This is a genomic window from Undibacterium sp. YM2, assembly GCF_009937975.1.
Lineage (GTDB): Bacteria > Pseudomonadota > Gammaproteobacteria > Burkholderiales > Burkholderiaceae_D > Undibacterium.
Map to the genome: position 1 here is coordinate 2,777,762 of NZ_AP018441.1, position 18,238 is coordinate 2,795,999.

Sequence of the window (18,238 nt, forward strand, 5' to 3'; positions counted from 1 at the left end):
TTCCAGACATGCAGAATGATCTTTTGGATGCTGCCGCCATGGCGGCAGATATTTCAACATTGGTAGCACAGGCAGAAAGCCTGCGCGCAGAGTTGAACAGGCATGCCCATGCCTATTATGTGCTGGATAACCCCAGTGTCCCCGATGCTGAATACGACAGACTGTTTTCGGAACTTCAGCATCTCGAAGAAGCGCATCCTGAATTAAAGACCCTGGATTCACCGACGAATAGAGTAGGTGGAACACCCTTGCCAGAATTTGGTCAGGTACAACATGCCGTGCCCATGTTGTCCCTGAATAATGGCTTTGAAGATGAGGATGTCATTAATTTTGACCGCCGTGCCCGTGAGGGGCTTGATGCGCAAAATGAAATTGTCTATGCGATAGATTTGAAGTTTGATGGCCTGGCCATCAACTTGCGTTATGTCGATGGCGTGTTCACGCAGGCAGCAACGCGCGGTGACGGTTTTACCGGCGAGGATGTCACCGAAAATATTCGCACCATACGCAGCATCCCATTGCGCTTGCGGGTAGAAAATCCGCCAAAGATATTGGATGTGCGTGGTGAAGTATTGATGTTCAAACGCGATTTTGAAAAACTAAATCAGCGCCAGCGAGATGCCGGTGCCAAAGAGTTTGCCAACCCACGTAATGCTGCTGCTGGCAGCCTGCGTCAGCTTGATTCAAAAATTACTGCCCAGCGCAGCCTGCGTTTCTTTGCCTATGGCATAGGCTTGTTGGAAGGCATGAATGTGCCGCCCTCACATCGCGCCTTGCTGAACTGGTATAAGGAGGCAGGCATCCCAGTCTGCGAAGAAAATGCTCTGGTCAGTGGTGCGTCTGGTTTGCTGGAGTTTTACAAGGCAATTCAAGCCAAGCGCGACAACCTGGATTACGAGATTGATGGCGTAGTCTATAAGGTTAACGATTTTGCCAGTCAGCAGTCGCTAGGTTTTGTATCACGCGCGCCACGCTTTGCAATTGCTCACAAATTCCCGGCCCAGGAAGCTTTAACGACAGTACTGGATATAGAAGTGCAGGTTGGCAGAACTGGTGCCATTACACCAGTTGCCAGGTTGGCCCCGGTTTTTGTCGGTGGCGTCACGGTAACCAATGCGACCCTGCACAATGAAGAAGAAATACAGCGCAAGGATATACGCATAGGTGACACGGTTTCCGTACGTCGTGCTGGTGATGTCATACCTGAGGTTGTCGCCAGCATATTGGAAAGACGTCCGGCAGACTCTCGCCAGTTTGTCATGCCAGTTGAATGTCCGATTTGTGGCTCGCCCATACAAAAACCGGAAGATGAGGCGATTGCCCGCTGCAGCGGCGGCTGGATAAAATGTTCGGCGCAGCGTAAAGGGGGGCTGTCTCATTTTGCCTCCCGCAAGGCCATGAATATTGATGGCGTTGGCGAGCAGCTCATTGATCAATTGGTTGACAAGAATGTGGTTACAACTGCCGCAGATTTATATAAGCTTGGGTTGCGCTCACTGGTAGAACTGGACCGCATGGCAGAGAAGTCTGCGCAAAATGTATTGAGTGCGCTGGAAACTTCCAAGCTGACCAGTTTCCCTCGCTTTATCTATGCGCTGGGCATACGCCATGTCGGTGAATCTACAGCAAAAGATCTGGCTGCGCATTTTGGCAATACAGATGCATTAATGAAAGCGACAGAAGAGCAGTTGCTGGAAGTGCCCGATGTTGGGCCAGTCGTTGCAAAATCTATCTTGCGCTTCTTCTCTGACCCACTTAATGTGGAACTGGTGGAGCAATTACTGGCGTCCGGGATACACTGGCCCGTTATTGAGGTGCAGGAAAAAGGCGAGCAGGTATTGGCAGGCAAGACGCTGGTATTGACAGGTACACTGCCCACACTGAGTCGCGATCAGGCGACAGAGGTCATAGAGAAGGCTGGTGGTAAAGTGTCAGGCTCAGTATCAAAAAAAACCAGTTATCTGGTTGCCGGTGACGATGCGGGAAGCAAGCTGGTAAAAGCGCAAGAATTGGGTATTAGTATTTTGACAGAAGCAGAATTGCTTCAACTTTGTTCCGGGAGCTGAAATGAGAAAAATTAAAAAAGCCGTATTTCCAGTGGCAGGTTTGGGTAGCCGCTTCCTGCCAGCTACCAAGGCACAACCAAAAGAGATGTTGCCTATCGTAGATAAGCCACTCATACAATATGCGGTTGAAGAGGCAGTGGAAGCTGGCATTACTGAAATGGTGTTCATCACTGGTAGAAATAAACGGGCGATTGAAGATCATTTTGATAAAGCCTATGAGCTCGAAAGCGAACTGGAAGCAGCAGGTAAAGAAGCCTTGCTGGATCTGGTCAGGAATGTGATCCCCAAGAATATCAACTGCATCTACATACGCCAGACAGCTGCATTGGGTTTGGGTCATGCGGTATTGTGCGCACGTCCTGTCATTGGCGACGATCCTTTTGCCGTGCTGCTGGCAGATGACTTGATGGATGCTGACGCCGGCCAACCTTCTGTCATGGCGCAAATGGCGCGCCAGTATGAGGCAGAGGGTGGAAGCATTATTGCCGTGCAAAACGTGCCACGTGAATTTACACGTCAATATGGTATTGTCAGTGGCACCCCTTATACTGAAAGTCTGGAAAGAGTGCAGGGCATAGTTGAGAAACCTATGCCTGATGTTGCGCCATCCACCTTGGCAGTAGTTGGGCGTTATATCTTGTCTGGTCGTATTTTCTCTTACCTGGAAACTTTGGGAAAAGGTTCGGGTGGCGAAATTCAATTGACCGATGGTATAGCTGCCATGCTGAAAGATTTTCCTGTCTATGCTTTCCGTCCGAATGCAACACGGTATGACTGCGGCTCCAAGCTTGGCTACCTGAAAGCCAGTGTCGCCCTGGGTTTGAAACACAAAGAAACCAGTGCAGAATTTACCGAATTCCTGCAATCTTTGAATAAATAATGCAATTCTGCGGCCAGCTACAAACTGGCCGTATTTGTGTTAAGTCATTTACTCTTACTACATTTGGTGCACCATGATTCATCCTATCCTGAAAATGGGCGATCCGCGGCTGTTAAGGGTTGCGGAGCAAGTCACCGCCTTTGATACGGCAGAATTGCATGAACTTATCAAGGACATGTTTGAAACTATGATTGCTGCTAATGGCGCAGGGTTGGCAGCACCTCAGATAGGTGTGAACCTGCAACTGGTGATTTTCGGTTTCAAGAATAACCCCCGTTATCCTGATGCACCTGTCGTGCCAGAAACTGTATTGATCAACCCTGTACTCACGCCTTTATCTGAAGAGACTGATGACGCATGGGAAGGTTGCCTCTCGGTACCAGGCATGCGTGGTCTGGTGCCACGCTGGAGCGCCCTTCGCTATGAAGGTTTTGATCAGTTTGGCAGGCGTATCTCTCGCGATGTTGATGGTTTTCATGCCCGTGTCGTACAGCATGAATGCGATCATCTGAATGGCATACTGTATCCCATGCGCATACGAGACCTGACGCAGTTTGGTTTTACTGAAGTCCTGTTTCCTGAGCTTGATCCTACCGACGACGATTGAGTCAGTAACTTCAAAACACAAGGGCAAGAATTTCAATTCTTGCCCTTTGTTTATTTTGATGAACACAAATTAAAACTGCTCATCTTCACGCAGATAGCGCCACTGGCCTTCTGGCAATTTACCCAGTTTGATCTTGCCTATGCGCACACGTTTGAGGCCTATGACTTTCAGGCCTACCATGTCACACATGCGCCTGATCTGGCGTTTTTTGCCTTCGCGCAGGATGAAGTTTAACTGGTCTTCATTTTGCCAGGTGACTTTGGCAGGCAGCAGTTTCTTGCCATCGAGAGACAGACCATGATTCAGGCGGCGCAGATCTGCATCGGGCAGACGTCCGGGCTTGCTGTATTGCACGCGTACCAGGTATTCCTTTTCCACCACCGTGGTTTCGCCTATCAGGTGCTTGGCGATGCGGCCGTCCTGGGTCAGTACCAGCAGGCCAACGGAATCAATATCCAGGCGGCCAGCGGGTACCAGGCTACGCAATTGAGTAGGGTGGAACTGGGTATCAACTTCATCTTCAATCCAGCGGTTTTCTGGCTTGATCAGGGCGATTGCAGGTGTGTAGCCATCTTCAGCCTGGCCGCTGACATAACCTACCGGTTTGTTGATGAGTACCGTGACACGTTTGGATTGCTCTGCAGCGGCCTGTCTTTCCACTGTTACTTTTTGATGCGGGAGTACCTTGCTGCCCAGTTCAGAGATGACTTTGCCATCAACCCTGACCCAGCCGCGCGCTATCCATTCGTCGGCCTCGCGGCGGGAGCAAAGGCCAAGTTCGGACATGCGTTTGGAGAGTCTTACAAGTTCAGTCATGATGCTTTTAGAGTAGTCTCGCCTGAGTCTGGTTGTGGGTCAGGTGAGGGTGTTGATTATTCGGTTGTAATATTGCGGTGTCAGCACTTAAATTCTGAGTGCATCCAGCAAGTCGGTTTCAAACTGTATCTGGCTACGCGCACCTTGCAAGGCCTGGCCATCAACGATGAAAACGTCTTCTACCCTTTCGCCCAGGGTCATGATTTTGGCCGTATGCAAATTGATTTTATACTTGGTCAGGATATTTGCCACTGCGTATAACAAACCATTTCTGTCATTCGCAGAGATCGACAGCAAATAATACTGGCCACGGTCATCTGGTCGTAAATCGACTGTAGGCACGATAGGGAAGGTGCGTGACATGCGTGACAAGCGCCCCCGGTTAGGTGGGGAAAGGGGGGTCTGGCGTGTCAGTATCTCTGTCAGCTCATGTTCGATCAAATTAATGATGTCACGATAATTATTGGCAAAAGCCGGTTCTATGACCAGGAAGGTATCAAGGGCATAGCCATTTTTGCTGGTATGAATTTTTGCATCGAGAATGCCAAAGTTCTTGCCGTCAAAATAATTGCAGATGCGCGCAAACAAATCCGGCTGGTCTTTGACATACACCGTGATCTGTAAGCCTTCGCCGATAGGTGAGAGGCGGCATTTCACCACGGGTGTCTGGCTGTCTATACGGTCATGCAGGGCGCGTGTTTGCCAGGCGATATCTGATGCATCATGGCGCAGGAAATAGGCGACATCCAGTTGTTGCCAGAATTTTTCATGGGCGTCAGGTGCCAGGCCATACAGACGCAAGGCTTTCAACGCATCTTCCTGACGATTTTTTAATTCCCTGTCCTTGCTCGGTGCTTCTCCACCCAACACTCGCAAAGCCATGCGATACAGGTCTTCCAGCAGCTTGCCTTTCCACGCATTCCAGACCTTGGGGCTAGTGCCACGTATATCGGACACCGTCAGCAAATACAGGGCTGTCAGGTGGCGTTCATCCTTGACGATGTTGGCAAAATTTTGTATCACGTCAGGATCAGACAAGTCCTGCTTTTGTGCCACATGCGACATGGTCAGGTGATTTTGCACAAGGAAGATAATCAGCTCGGTATTGGCTTTGCTGAGTCCATGGTCATAACAGAATTTTTTTGCATCAGCCATGCCAAGGATGGAGTGATCGCCGCCACGGCCCTTGGCAATATCATGGAACAAAGCCGCGATATACAAAACCCAGGGTTGATTAAAATTCGCCATCAATTGGCTGCAGAAAGGGTACTCGTGTGCATGCTCAGGCATGGTGAATCGACGCAAATTGCGCACCACCATGAGAATATGCTGATCCACCGTGTAGGCATGAAACAAATCGTGCTGCATCTGGCCTATGATGCGGCGGAAGTTCGGTAGATAGCGCCCCAGAATACTCATCTGGTTCATGCGCCGCAGGGCATGGGTAATCCCTTGTGGCGACTGCAGGATTTGCAGGAACAGTGAGCGATTGAAAATATCGTGGCGAAATTCTGCATCGATCAGCAAACGTGCATGCCACAGTGCACGCAAGGTCCTGGCCGTCATACCCTTGAGCTCACCATGTTTGGCCATCGCCAGAAATACTTCCAGTATGGTCGATGGATTTGCTTCAAAGGTGTCATCCCTGGCGATGTCAATGAAGCCATTCACTTCATTGAAGTGTTCATTAATGGGGCGGGGCACAGAGGGCTGGGGAAACAATACGGCCTCTATGTTTTGCAGTAACACGGTATTGAGCTGCGTGACTGCCTTGGCGGCCCAGTAATAGCGCTGCATCAGGTATTCGCTGGCACGCCTTGATTCTGTGGTCTTGAAGCCAAAGGTTTCTGCTATCGGTGTCTGGACGTCGAAAATCAGACGATCTTCACGGCGTCCTGCATAAATATGCAGCCGTATGCGTATATCCTTGAAGGCGCGCTCATTGCGCTTTAACTGGCGGGCCTCGATATCGGTGATCAGGCCGCGCTCTGCCAGCTCACGCCAGGAGTTGCCCAGATTGGCTGCCTTTGCTACCCACAGTATGACTTGCAAGTCCCTGAGTCCACCCGGGCTCTCTTTACAATTTGGCTCCAGGCTATAGGGCGTATCTTCGTATTTGACGTGGCGCTGTTGTAATTCCAGCAGTTTTTCCTGAAAAAACTTCTGTGGATTCAAGGCCTCAGCATACCGTTGCTGCATTTCCTTGAATAATTTACGGCTGCCGGTAACCAGGCGTGCTTCCAGCAGGCTGGTTTGCACGGTGATGTCAGCTGCAGATTCCTGCAGACATTCATCAATGGTACGTATGCTGTGACCAATATCCAGGCCAATGTCCCAGAATAGCTGTACCAGTTTTTCCAGTTTGTCGCGCAAGGCGGCGTCCGGCCTTTGCTGCAACAGTATCAACACATCAACGTCAGAGTAGGGGAAAAGCTCACCGCGTCCGTAACCACCTACAGCGACCAGCGCTGCCTCTTTCGGAAACTCAAAGTGACGCCAGATTTTACTGAGTTGCTGATCGACATTGCGGCACAAATCATGCAGCAGTTGCTCTGCCTTATGATTTTCCTTGAACGCATTGATGACGATCAGTTGCGCTGATTTCAGTTCTTCCTTGAAGGAAAGTGCCGGTGTCTGCATGTGACCAGGGTCTTAATCGAGTTTGATTTAAGCAAGTTTGATGAAATCCGGGATAGGCGGATAGCCTGCCGACAATGTCAGCACTTCATAGCCGGTTTCTGTTACCAGCACAGTATGCTCCCATTGCGCTGACAAACTGCGGTCCTTGGTCTTGATGGTCCAGCCGTCCGGCATTTCCTTGATGTCGCGCCTTCCGGCATTGACCATGGGTTCTACTGTAAAAATCATGCCAGGCAAGAGTTTTTCCATGGTGCCAGGTTTGCCGTAATGCATGACTTGCGGTGCTTCATGGAATATCTTGCCTATGCCATGACCGCAAAATTCACGCACTATGCTATAGCCCGCACGCTCAGCATGCTGCTGTATGACATGGCCGATGTCGCCGAGATGTGCGCCGGGTTTGATTTTATCTATGCCCAGCCACATGCATTCATAAGTAATGGCATTCAGGCGCTTGGACAGGATGGATGGTTCGCCCAGCAGGAACATGCGGCTGGTGTCGCCATGATAGCCATTTTTGATGACGGTAATATCCAGATTGACTGAGTCTCCGTCTTTTAAAACCTTATCTCCGGGTATGCCGTGACAGATTACATCGTTGACCGATGTGCATATCGCTTTGGGATAAGGCGTGTAGCCTGGCGGGCAGTAATTCAGCGGGGCGGGGATGGTGCCTTGCACATTAGTCATGAATTCGTGGCACAAGCGGTCCAGTTCACCCGTTGTCACGCCAATTTTAACGAAAGGCGTGATGTAATCGAGAACTTCCGAAGCCAGTTTGCCAGCGATGCGCATGCCGGCGATATCTTCCGGCGTTTTGATATTAATAGCTTCCATACGTTTTCTTGTCGTTTACCAAGACTTGTATAGCGTGCAAATGGGGTAATCCTGGCAATTTTGTGCCAGGCAAGTCCAGGCTTGCTTATCCGCTACAGTCTTGGTTTGAGTAAAATTGCGAAAGTGTTGCAGAATCGGAATTATAGTCCATGAAGGGCGCTGCCGTATCGGGCCGGCATCCTTGCAATATTATGCGACCGAAGACAGCACTTGAGGGAAATGCGATTTTCATAGTAGAATAGATGGTTAGCTTGTAGATGTATAGAAATGCGGTACTTGCTAATTAATATTTTATCAATCGAATCCGGTCGAAAAGGGTGTCTCGCAGCGCTTAATTATTGAGCCTGGACTGCTGAGATCACTGGCTGGATTCAAGACCTAACCCTGGAGTTATTATGTCTGTAACAATGCGTGAAATGCTGGAAGCTGGTGTGCACTTTGGTCACCAAACCCGTTTTTGGAATCCAAAAATGGCACCGTACATCTTCGGTCATCGCAACAAGATTCATATCGTCAACCTGGAAAAAACATTGGCAATGTACCAGGACGCGATGAAGTACATCCGTCAATTGTCTTCCAATCGCGGCACAGTGTTGATGGTTGGCACCAAGCGCCAATCCCGTGACATCATCGCAGCAGAAGCACAACGTGCTGGCATGCCTTTCGTTGATCAACGCTGGTTGGGTGGTATGTTGACTAACTTCAAAACAGTCAAAACATCTATCAAGCGCCTGAAAGACATGGAAGCTTCCATCGAAGACGGTTCTGTTGAGAAGCTGTCCAAAAAAGAAGCCCTGATGTTCCAGCGCGAAATGATCAAGCTGCAAAAATCCATCGGTGGTATCAAGGACATGGGCGGCGTTCCTGATGCAATTTTCGTGGTTGACGTTGGCTACCACAAAGGTGCGATCACTGAAGCAGCGAAACTGGGTATCCCGGTTATCGGCGTGGTTGATACTAACCACTCCCCAGAAGGTGTTGCATACATCATCCCTGGTAATGATGACTCCTCCAAAGCAATCGCTTTGTATGCTCGCGGTGTTGCCGATTCCATCCTGGAAGGCCGTGCAAACGCAGTGAACGAAGTTTTGGAAGCTGTTAAGCCAGGTTCTGATGAGTTTGTAGAAGTAGAACAAGCTTAATTGCCTGTTCTGGCACATGGTTTCAAGCCGCCGATGGTGGTTTGAAACAAAAAATGGGGCAACAGTCGTTCGCCCTTTTTTTTAAACAAAATTTGATATCGGTGTTTCTTTAAACACCATTGAACTAGGAGAATGACATGGCGGCGATTACAGCAGCTTTGGTAGGTGCACTGCGCGCAAAAACAGATGCGCCAATGATGGAATGCAAAAAAGCGCTGACAGAAGCAGAAGGCGATATGGACCGTGCGGAAGAGATTCTGCGTGTAAAACTGGGTAGCAAAGCTTCCAAAGCATCCTCCCGTATTACTGCAGAAGGCGTTGTCGCATCCTATATCTCTGGTAATGTTGGTTCCCTGATCGAAGTTAACTGCGAAACAGACTTCGTGACCAAGAATGATGATTTCCTGGCGCTGGCTAATACTTGTGCAAAACTGATTGCTGAACACAATCCTGCTGATATAGCAGCTTTGGGTGCATTGCCACTGGATGGCAAAACAGTTGAAGAAGTGCGCGCAGCACTGGTTGGTAAAATCGGCGAAAACATGTCTTTCCGTCGTTTTGTCCGCTTTGACACAACTGCCAAACTGGTTTCTTACCTGCACGGCACGCGTATCGGTGTGGTTGTCGAATTCGACGGCGCAGATGAACAAGTTGGTAAAGACGTGGCAATGCATATCGCTGCGATGAAACCAGTATCCCTGTCTTCTGACCAGGTGCCTGCTGATCTGATCGAAAAAGAGCGTTCTGTAGCGGCTTTGAAAGCTGCAGAATCTGGCAAGCCAGCAGATATCGCTGAAAAAATGGTTGAAGGTTCCGTACAGAAATTCCTGAAAGAAGTTTCTTTGCTGAATCAGACATTCGTTAAGAATGACAAGCAAACAGTTGAACAGATGTTGAAATCTGTTAATACAACTGTTAAAGCATTCACCATGTTTGTAGTTGGTGAAGGCATTGAGAAGAAGCAAGATGACTTCGCCGCAGAAGTGGCCGCTCAAGTGGCTGCTGCAAAACAAGCGTAATTGGCGAAATAAAAAAACGGGCCGAAAGGCCCGTTTTTTTAAACCCAGCGATTGTAAGTATTTGTGTCTGAGCATCAAATTTGTGTATTCAGGTGTAAATATGAGTGTGTGATAAGTGAGTGGTGCTCCATTTGCTTTGTGTATTGCCTGACCGGGCTAGTTTGCAAATCAAATGGTCATTGAAGAGCCTTATCCAGGTGACTTCATCCAGTATGCATTTCATTTCAATTATTTAAACTACCAGAAGGAGTCCTATCATGACAAAACCTGCTTACAAGCGTGTGCTCTTGAAGCTCTCTGGCGAAGCCCTGATGGGTGATGATCCGTTTGGCATTAACCGTGCGACGATAGAGCGCATGGTGGCCGATGTGGCCGAAGTATCAAGAATGGGCGTTGAGTTGGCCATCGTTATCGGTGGCGGCAATATCTTCCGTGGCGTGGCACCTGGTGCACAAGGCATGGACAGGGCTACTGCTGACTATATGGGCATGTTGGCGACAGTCATGAATGCCCTGGCATTGTCAGATGCCATGCGCCAGGTAGGTCTGACTTCGCGCGTCATGTCAGCCATTGCCATCGACCAGGTTGTTGAACCTTACGTTCGCCCTAAAGCCTTGCAATACCTGGAGGAGGGCAAGGTCATCGTCTTTGCTGCAGGCACTGGCAATCCTTTCTTTACAACCGATACAGCAGCAGCTTTGCGCGGCTCGGAAATAGGCGCTGAAATCGTTCTGAAGGCGACCAAGGTTGATGGCGTGTATACGGCCGACCCTAAAAAAGATGCCACGGCCACACGTTACACGACGATTTCGTTCGACGAAGCTATTGCCCGTCATCTGCAAGTCATGGATGCAACCGCGTTTGCTCTGTGCCGTGATCAAAAATTGCCCATCAAGGTATTTTCCATTATTAAACCGGGTGCATTGAAGAATGTCATTCTGGGGGCAGACGAAGGCACCTTAGTGCACGTATAATCCTGCACTTCGGATTGTTTCATATTAATTCGGCAAGGAGCGCGGCCACAGCCGTCGCTCGTGCCCAGATGTACAGGAGAGCGCGATGAGCGTAGCAGATATCAAAAAAAGTTCTGACCAGCGTATGCAAAAGTCCATCGAGACTTTAAAAGCTGATTTGTCTAAAGTACGCACTGGCCGTGCCCATACCGGCATTCTGGATCATGTCCAGGTTGATTATTACGGCACACCTACCCACATCACCCAGGTTGCCAATGTTACTTTGATCGATGCGCGCACAATAGGTGTGCAGCCTTGGGAAAAGAAAATGTTGAATGCCATTGAAAAAGCGATTCGTGATGCCGATCTCGGCTTGAATCCATCTTCACAGGGTGAACTGATTCGTGTACCAACACCACCGCTGACTGAAGAGCGTCGCAAGGAAATGGTTAAGCTGGTCAAGACGGAAGGCGAGAGCGCCAAGATTGCGATACGTAACATCCGCCGTGATTCTAACGAGTCTCTAAAAAAGTTGCTTAAAGAAAAAGAGTGCTCTGAAGATGATGAGCGCCGTGCGCAAGACGACATCCAGAAGCTGACAGACAAGTTTGTTGCAGAAGTCGATAAACTCCTGGCTGACAAAGAAAAAGAAGTGTTGACAGTTTAAGCCGTCTCCCGCGTATCAACACATTCTGGATTTACATGACCCATACAAGTTCCACCAAGGAAATTCCGGCAGTTGGCGCAATTCCTAAACATATAGCAATTATTATGGATGGCAATGGACGCTGGGCAACCAAGCGTTTTTTGCCACGAGTCGCCGGGCATGTAAAGGGCGTTGAGGCGGTCAGGGGCATCGTTGAAGCCTGTGCCCGCCGCGGTGTTTCTTACCTGACCTTTTTTGCCTTCAGTTCAGAAAACTGGCGTCGGCCCGCTGAAGAGGTTTCGCTACTGATGCGTTTGTTTGTCACCGCTCTTGAAAAAGAAGTGGCGAAAATGCACGCCAACAATATACGTCTCAAGGTCGTTGGTGATCTCACCAGATTTGATCCCCAACTGCAAAACATGATTTCGGCAGCAGAGCAAAAAACTGCCAGCAATCAAGGCTTGACTGTGACTGTTTGTGCCAATTACGGTGGGCGCTGGGATATCATGCAGGCCATGAACCGCCTGCAAAAAGAGCGTGCCGCTGCAGGGCTGGCCGATCAGGAAATCACAGAAGATCAGCTTTCCGCCTATCTTTCAATGGCCTATGCGCCTGAGCCGGATTTGTTTATCCGTACCGGCGGCGAGACGCGCATTTCCAATTTTCTGCTCTGGCAACTGGCGTATAGTGAGTTGTATTTCACTGATACATTCTGGCCTGACTTTGACGCAGCAGCTCTGGACTTGTCCATATCCTCGTATCAAAACCGCGAACGTCGCTTTGGGCGTACCAGCGCTCAGGTGTCTGAGCAATCTGCCCAGCAAGAAAGCAAGTAATGCTTAAAACCCGTGTCCTGACTGCTCTGGTTCTGCTGGCCATTTTGCTGCCAGTCCTGTATTCGGCCAATTTTTATGCTTTCTCTGTATTGGCGGTGGCTTTTTTTGCTGCTGCCATGTGGGAATGCCAACGCCTGTTCAAAAAACCTGGCCCCATCATCATGGCTGCGTTGTGGGTTGGTCTGCTGGTGTATTGCTTATTTCATCTGGCAGACTTTTCCCACCCCTTGCTGTTTGCACTGAGCACGGCATTCTGGGCTTTCAGATTGGTTCCCACATTGGCGCGTGGCCTGCCGGAAACGCATAATTTCTCCAGTGGCATGCTGAGTACTTTGTATGGCATCAGTATTTTTGCCTGCTTCATCGCGATTGCTGTTTTCTTTCAGCGCTCACCGATGTATCTGTTTTCTGTCATGGCGATTGTCTGGATTGCTGATATTGGCGCCTATTTTTCTGGTAAAACTTTCGGCAAACGTAAACTGGCGCCCACAATTTCTCCTGGTAAATCGTGGGAGGGGGCGATCGGCGGCTGGATTTGCGTCTTGGTGCTGGCGACAGCGACCAGCTTTATTCCTGCATTGGAAAATACCTTTACCGCGCAATTAGTCGCAAGAAAAGGATGGCTCATCTTTGTCTGCGCCATGACTCTGATCACTGCGGCCAGCGTAGTGGGAGATCTGTTTGAATCTTCATTGAAACGCCGCGTCAGTATGAAAGACAGCAGTAATCTCTTGCCAGGGCACGGTGGCGTACTCGACAGGATAGATGCCTTGATACCCGTGCTCCCCCTGGCGGCTTTGGTTGATTTGTGGCGATAAAATACATGCAGAAAAAACAGCAGCTTTGCATATTAGGTTCTACCGGCTCCATAGGCGTATCGACTTTGGATGTGGTGGCACGCCATCCGGATCGCTATGGTGTTTTTGCACTGACTGCACATACCCAGGTAAAAAAACTGGCCGAGCAATGCGCGCAGTTTTTACCTCAGGTTGCAGTGGTTGGTACTGCGCAGGCAGCAGATGAACTGGCGGTTCTGTTAAAAGAATTGCATTTACCTCAAATCCAGATATTGTCTGGCCCAGAGGCCTTGTGTTCCGTTGCCAGCGCCAGTGAATGTGATAGCGTGATGGCAGCCATTGTTGGTGCTGCCGGTTTGCCTGCGTCTTTGGCTGCTGCAAAAGCAGGTAAAAAAGTCTTGCTGGCGAACAAAGAGGCACTGGTCATGTCTGGCCAGCTATTTATTGATGCCATTAAAGACAGCGGTGCTGCTTTACTGCCTATCGATAGCGAGCACAACGCAATCTTTCAATGCTTGCCCGGCAACTATAACCGTCAACCCGGCCAGCATGGCATACACAAAATATTATTGACAGCCTCTGGCGGGCCCTTCCTGAACAGGGATGTCAATACCCTGGATGATGTCACGCCTGAACAGGCCGTGGCTCACCCCAACTGGGTCATGGGTCGTAAAATCTCTGTCGATTCAGCGACGATGATGAACAAGGGGCTCGAGGTCATCGAGGCGCACTGGCTGTTTGCTACGCCAGCCGGGCAGATTGATGTAGTCATCCATCCGCAGAGCGTGATTCATTCCATGGTGTCTTATACAGATGGTTCAGTGATTGCACAAATGGGCAACCCTGACATGCGCATACCCATCGCTTACGGCATGGCCTATCCTGAGCGTATAGACTCGGGAGTCGCACCACTTGATCTGTTGAAGGTCGCCAGTCTGAATTTCATCAAGCCAGACTTCCAGCGTTTCCCTTGCTTGCAACTGGCTTATGATGCATTGAAAGAGGGCAAGTCGGCTGCAATCATATTGAACGCAAGTAATGAAATCGCTGTCCAAGCATTTTTGGACAAGAGAATAGGCTTCCGCATGATCAATCAGGTCATAGAGCATACGTTGAGCAAACTTGCCGCGAGCGAGACGCCAGATCTGGAAAGCATACTTGCCTGCGATGCTGAAGCACGCCGGGTTGCAGAGGCAATGATTTCCTCATGATTGTCTTGCAAAAAACTCTGGCTTTCCTTTTGACCCTTGGCATATTGGTCACTATCCATGAATTGGGGCACTATATTGTCGCGCGCTGGTGCGGCGTAAAGGTGTTGCGCTTTTCTTTAGGTATGGGCAAAGTCATTTATTCAAAGCGACTGGGTAAAGACCAGACTGAATGGGCCATCTCTATGCTGCCACTGGGCGGCTACGTCAAAATGCTGGATGCACGTGAGTTAGGTGCAGAAAATATTGACCCAAATGAACTGCCTCGCGAATTCTGCCAACAGTCAGTATGGAAGCGCATCGCCATCGTCGCTGCTGGTCCAATAGCCAATTTTCTATTGGCTATTTCCCTTTACACCGTGTTGTTTGTGCATGGCGTACCAGAACCGATTGCTAAATTGCGCGTAGGGTCTGAGTCCTCTGTTGCTTACAAAGCCGGGTTACGTTATGGCGATCTGGTAACTGCCGTCAATGGCGAGCAGATACAAAGCTGGTCAGAATTTCGCTGGAAGATGCTGCAGGCTGGCATCAATAAGCAAAATCCGGTACTGGAAGTACAGCGTGCCTATACTCAAAAAATTACTGGCAACGTACCAATTTCTGTAGAAATTCCACTTGAACAACTTAGTACTAGAGAGGCTGATGCTGATATTTTGCAGCATCTTGGCTTGAATCTCGCTGGTAGTTCAGAAGTTGTCCTGGACGATTTTTTGCCAGACAGCCCTGCAATACGTGCAGGTTTGCAAGTCGGTGACCGCATTCTTGAAATAGGGCAAAAACCTTTGCTTGATGTCATAGATTTTCGTCAAGTCGTCAACGCAAGCCCGGAGAAGCCGTTGAAGTTATTGGTTCTAAGGAAAGGTAGTAAGTTTGAGGTAGAGGTCACACCTGTAAGTCAGGAGCTCAGCGGACAAACAGTGGGATTGATGAAAGTGAAATTGCAACCTATGGTTGCTGAAATGACAGTAGTACAGGCACGCCCTCTGCAGGCATTTATAAAGTCTGCTGAAAAAACTTGGGATACCAGTATTTTCAGCCTGAAGATGATGGTCAAGATGTTGACTGGTAGTGTTTCTTTAAAGAATATAACCGGACCACTGACTATAGCTGATTATGCCGAACAAACAGCCAGAACAGGTTTGATTACTTACCTTGGCTTCATAGCGGCTATCAGTATTAGCCTTGGCGTGATGAATTTACTACCGATACCGGTTTTGGATGGTGGGCATTTGTTGTATTATTCGCTGGAAGTTTTAACGGGGAAACCTTTAAAAGACCGTTATGTCGAAATGGGGCAGCGAGTCGGAGTTTTTTTGCTATTGACGATGATGGCAATAGCTTTTTTTAATGACATCGCCCGGAAAATGTCATAATAGTCGGCTTGATGACAGAAACTCATTTTAGATAGCAATATTGAGAGTATTGAAAGAAATTTATACCCAATGAAATTACATATCGAGCAGTTCACTTTAGCCCATTTTCGTCGTCATGCTTTATCTCTGGCTGCATTGGCACTTTGCACCGGAAACGCATTGGCGATTGAGCCCTTCACCGTCAAGGACATACGTGTAGAAGGCTTGCAGCGGACGGAGGCTGGTACTGTATTTAGCTATTTGCCTGTCAAAGTCGGTGAGCAATTTGATGACGCAAAAAGTACAACTGCGATCAAATCCCTGTATGCAACGGGTTTCTTCAAAGACGTTCAGATTGAAGTGCAAGACGGTATATTGATCGTTTTGCTGGAAGAACGTCCTACTATTGCTGGCGTAGAATTCACCGGCACTAAAGAATTTGAGAAAGATGCACTCGTCAAAGCCTTGAAAGACATAGGCGTTGGTGAATCACGTATTTTCGATAAGGCAACGGTAGATCGTGCCGAACAAGAGCTCAAACGCCAATACCTGTCCAAGGGCTTGTATGGCATGCAAATCACCACCACCATTACGCCTATAGAACGTAACCGTGTGAACGTTACATTTGCGGTGGATGAGGGTGAAGTAGCCAAGATTGCCCAGATTAATATCATCGGTAACAAAGATTTTTCTGACGGTGAAATCCGTGATCTGTTGACCTTGACGACACCAGGCTGGTTTACCTGGTATACCAAGGCAGATCAATATTCCAAGCAAAAACTGTCGGGTGATATCGAGACCTTGCGCTCGTTCTATCAGAACCGTGGTTATCTGGAAATGCAGATTTTATCGACGCAGATTTCCATTACACCGGACAAAAAAGACATTTACATCACCATCAATATTGATGAGGGCGATAAATATACTGTCTCCGATATCAAGCTTGAAGGCGATACCATGGGCAGGGAAGAGGAGTTGGCCTCTTTGTTGTTGCTCAAAAAAGGCAATATTTATAATGCCGCCCGTCTGACTGAAAGCACAAAGCGTATTTCTGAACGCATGGGTAATTTTGGTTATGCGTTTGCCAACGTTAATGCAAATCCTAACCTGAATAAAGAAAAGAAAGAAGTTGCTTTCACCATCTTTGTTGATCCGGGCAAGCGTGTTTATGTGCGCCGCATCAATCTGGCTGGAAATACCCGCACACGTGATGAAGTTATCCGCCGCGAATTCCGCCAGTTTGAGAGTTCCTGGTACGACGGTGAGAAAATCAAAACATCACGTGACCGTGTAGAGCGTCTTGGTTATTTCAAAGATGTCACTATAGAAACACCTGAAGTACCAACCAGCGTTGATCAGGTGGATGTCAATTTGACTGTGACTGAAAAACCTACGGGCAACCTGATGTTTGGTGCTGGTTACTCCAGTGCTGAAAGACTGACGCTGACAGGCTCTATCCAGCAAGCCAATGCTTTTGGTAGTGGTGATACGATAGGTCTGGATATCAACACCAGCCGCCAGAACCGTACTATTGCACTTTCTCACACTGACCCATACTTCACCGACGATGGTGTAAGCCGCAATGTGGAAGCCTATATCCGTACTACACGCCCAATTATTGGTAGTGTTGGTGACTATAAGATCCAGACTACCGGTGGTGCCTTGCGTTTTGGTGTGCCGTTCTCTGAAGTGGATACAGTCTTCTTTGGACTCGGTTTTGAACGCACCAAGGTTGAGACTTACTTTGGCAGCCCATACCGTTACCTGAAATATGTCTCTGATTACGGTACTGGCTCCAAGGATACGACTGCCATTGATTATGGTATAGGCGAGGCCGTGACAAACTCCTTCCCATTGACAGCCGCCTGGCAAAGGGATAGCCGCGACAGCGTATTGACCCCAACGATTGGTCGTTATCAACGTGCCAACCTGGAATTGGCAGCGGTGGGTAGCTTTAAATATTATCGTGCAATTTATAATGCGCAATTATTCCAGCCGGTTTATCGGTCTGTTGTGCTGGCATTGAACGGTGAAATTGATTATGGGCATGGCCTGGGTGGCAAACCATATCCATTGTTTAAGAACTTCTATGCTGGTGGTATAGGTTCGGTGCGCGGTTATGAGCCATCGTCCTTGGGCACCAAAGATCCAAATGGTGACGCACTTGGCGGCGCAACCCGCTTGCTGGCTAATGTAGAATTGCAGATTCCTTTCCCGGGCGCTGACAAATCCTTGCGCTGGTTCACTTTTGTGGATGGTGGTAATGTATTTGATGAAGGTCAAAAAATCCGGGCGAAAGATTTACGTTTTTCTGCTGGTATAGGTATAAGCTGGATATCGCCGGTTGGCCCATTGAAACTGAGTTTTGGTAAAGCTTTGAATGCCAAACCGGACGACAAGAAGCAGACATTCCAGTTCCAGATGGGTACTGGTTTCTAA

At 48.8% G+C, this 18,238-nt stretch carries 15 protein-coding genes; 12 read left to right on the plus strand and 3 right to left on the minus strand.

From position 1 onward, the window contains the following. Window positions 1-8 precede the first annotated feature (8 nt). The 3 genes from ligA (at window position 9) to def (ending at window position 3,553) form a co-directional block, all read left to right on the plus strand. A complete protein-coding gene (gene ligA / locus UNDYM_RS12635; RefSeq protein WP_162041345.1) occupies window positions 9-2,066 on the plus strand; it encodes an NAD-dependent DNA ligase LigA in 2,058 nt (685 codons plus the stop codon). Window position 2,067: 1 nt separating this feature from the next. Beyond that, entirely contained in the window at window positions 2,068-2,946 is an 879-nt protein-coding gene (galU, locus tag UNDYM_RS12640; RefSeq protein WP_162041346.1) for a UTP--glucose-1-phosphate uridylyltransferase GalU, read from the plus strand. Between the two features lie 73 nt (window positions 2,947-3,019). After that, complete coding sequence (def, locus tag UNDYM_RS12645; protein ID WP_162041347.1) at window positions 3,020-3,553, plus strand: peptide deformylase; 534 nt, start codon at window positions 3,020-3,022, stop codon at window positions 3,551-3,553. Between the two features lie 69 nt (window positions 3,554-3,622). On the opposite strand, the gene UNDYM_RS12650 is transcribed toward def, so the two are convergent. The 3 genes from UNDYM_RS12650 to map all read right to left on the minus strand — a co-directional run bounded on the left by UNDYM_RS12650 (window position 3,623) and on the right by map (window position 7,846). Then, window positions 3,623-4,369: a pseudouridine synthase gene (locus tag UNDYM_RS12650; RefSeq protein WP_162041348.1), complete on the minus strand. Its 747-nt coding sequence runs from the start codon at window positions 4,367-4,369 to the stop codon at window positions 3,623-3,625. 87 nt (window positions 4,370-4,456) lie between these two features. Beyond that, window positions 4,457-7,009, minus strand: a complete 2,553-nt coding sequence (locus UNDYM_RS12655; protein WP_162041349.1) for a [protein-PII] uridylyltransferase — start codon at window positions 7,007-7,009, stop codon at window positions 4,457-4,459. A gap of 27 nt (window positions 7,010-7,036) precedes the next feature. After that, window positions 7,037-7,846: a type I methionyl aminopeptidase gene (map, locus tag UNDYM_RS12660; protein WP_162041350.1), complete on the minus strand. Its 810-nt coding sequence runs from the start codon at window positions 7,844-7,846 to the stop codon at window positions 7,037-7,039. A 395-nt stretch (window positions 7,847-8,241) separates the two neighbouring features. Here map and rpsB point away from each other — a divergent pair, with 395 nt between their 5' ends. From rpsB to bamA, 9 genes are all read left to right on the plus strand, one after another. Further along, window positions 8,242-8,988 carry a 30S ribosomal protein S2 gene (gene rpsB, locus UNDYM_RS12665; protein ID WP_110253518.1) on the plus strand — a complete coding sequence of 249 codons (747 nt, stop codon included), beginning with the start codon at window positions 8,242-8,244 and terminating at the stop codon, window positions 8,986-8,988. Window positions 8,989-9,125: 137 nt separating this feature from the next. Next, window positions 9,126-10,007: a translation elongation factor Ts gene (tsf, locus tag UNDYM_RS12670; RefSeq protein WP_162041351.1), complete on the plus strand. Its 882-nt coding sequence runs from the start codon at window positions 9,126-9,128 to the stop codon at window positions 10,005-10,007. A 257-nt stretch (window positions 10,008-10,264) separates the two neighbouring features. Further along, window positions 10,265-10,981 carry a UMP kinase gene (gene pyrH, locus UNDYM_RS12675; protein WP_162041352.1) on the plus strand — a complete coding sequence of 239 codons (717 nt, stop codon included), beginning with the start codon at window positions 10,265-10,267 and terminating at the stop codon, window positions 10,979-10,981. Window positions 10,982-11,066: 85 nt separating this feature from the next. Continuing rightward, entirely contained in the window at window positions 11,067-11,627 is a 561-nt protein-coding gene (gene frr, locus UNDYM_RS12680) for a ribosome recycling factor (protein WP_110253515.1), read from the plus strand. A 35-nt stretch (window positions 11,628-11,662) separates the two neighbouring features. Continuing rightward, complete coding sequence (locus UNDYM_RS12685; RefSeq protein ID WP_162041353.1) at window positions 11,663-12,442, plus strand: isoprenyl transferase; 780 nt, start codon at window positions 11,663-11,665, stop codon at window positions 12,440-12,442. Then, window positions 12,442-13,260 (plus strand): CDP-archaeol synthase, encoded by an 819-nt coding sequence (locus UNDYM_RS12690; protein ID WP_162041354.1) that lies wholly within the window; start codon window positions 12,442-12,444, stop codon window positions 13,258-13,260. The genes UNDYM_RS12685 and UNDYM_RS12690 overlap by 1 nt, the downstream gene beginning before the upstream one ends. A gap of 5 nt (window positions 13,261-13,265) precedes the next feature. Further along, entirely contained in the window at window positions 13,266-14,450 is a 1,185-nt protein-coding gene (gene ispC, locus UNDYM_RS12695) for a 1-deoxy-D-xylulose-5-phosphate reductoisomerase (protein WP_162041355.1), read from the plus strand. Then, on the plus strand, window positions 14,447-15,820 hold the full coding sequence (gene rseP, locus UNDYM_RS12700; RefSeq protein ID WP_162041356.1) for an RIP metalloprotease RseP: 1,374 nt from the start codon (window positions 14,447-14,449) through the stop codon (window positions 15,818-15,820). Before ispC ends, rseP begins: the two co-directional genes overlap by 4 nt. A 69-nt stretch (window positions 15,821-15,889) precedes the next feature. After that, on the plus strand, window positions 15,890-18,238 hold the full coding sequence (gene bamA, locus UNDYM_RS12705) for an outer membrane protein assembly factor BamA (protein ID WP_162041358.1): 2,349 nt from the start codon (window positions 15,890-15,892) through the stop codon (window positions 18,236-18,238).

Bases quoted from the DNA above. Each gene is read 5' to 3' on its own strand.
- tsf (WP_162041351.1), top strand. From the start codon at position 9,126: ATGGCGGCGATTACAGCAGCTTTGGTAGGTGCACTGCGCGCAAAAACA.
- pyrH (WP_162041352.1), top strand. From the start codon at position 10,265: ATGACAAAACCTGCTTACAAGCGTGTGCTCTTGAAGCTCTCTGGCGAA.
- frr (WP_110253515.1), top strand. From the start codon at position 11,067: ATGAGCGTAGCAGATATCAAAAAAAGTTCTGACCAGCGTATGCAAAAG.
- UNDYM_RS12690 (WP_162041354.1), top strand. From the start codon at position 12,442: ATGCTTAAAACCCGTGTCCTGACTGCTCTGGTTCTGCTGGCCATTTTG.
- UNDYM_RS12650 (WP_162041348.1), bottom strand. From the start codon at position 4,369: ATGACTGAACTTGTAAGACTCTCCAAACGCATGTCCGAACTTGGCCTT.
- rseP (WP_162041356.1), top strand. From the start codon at position 14,447: ATGATTGTCTTGCAAAAAACTCTGGCTTTCCTTTTGACCCTTGGCATA.
- rpsB (WP_110253518.1), top strand. From the start codon at position 8,242: ATGTCTGTAACAATGCGTGAAATGCTGGAAGCTGGTGTGCACTTTGGT.
- def (WP_162041347.1), top strand. From the start codon at position 3,020: ATGATTCATCCTATCCTGAAAATGGGCGATCCGCGGCTGTTAAGGGTT.
- galU (WP_162041346.1), top strand. From the start codon at position 2,068: ATGAGAAAAATTAAAAAAGCCGTATTTCCAGTGGCAGGTTTGGGTAGC.
- bamA (WP_162041358.1), top strand. From the start codon at position 15,890: ATGAAATTACATATCGAGCAGTTCACTTTAGCCCATTTTCGTCGTCAT.
- ligA (WP_162041345.1), top strand. From the start codon at position 9: ATGCAGAATGATCTTTTGGATGCTGCCGCCATGGCGGCAGATATTTCA.
- UNDYM_RS12685 (WP_162041353.1), top strand. From the start codon at position 11,663: ATGACCCATACAAGTTCCACCAAGGAAATTCCGGCAGTTGGCGCAATT.
- map (WP_162041350.1), bottom strand. From the start codon at position 7,846: ATGGAAGCTATTAATATCAAAACGCCGGAAGATATCGCCGGCATGCGC.
- UNDYM_RS12655 (WP_162041349.1), bottom strand. From the start codon at position 7,009: ATGCAGACACCGGCACTTTCCTTCAAGGAAGAACTGAAATCAGCGCAA.
- ispC (WP_162041355.1), top strand. From the start codon at position 13,266: ATGCAGAAAAAACAGCAGCTTTGCATATTAGGTTCTACCGGCTCCATA.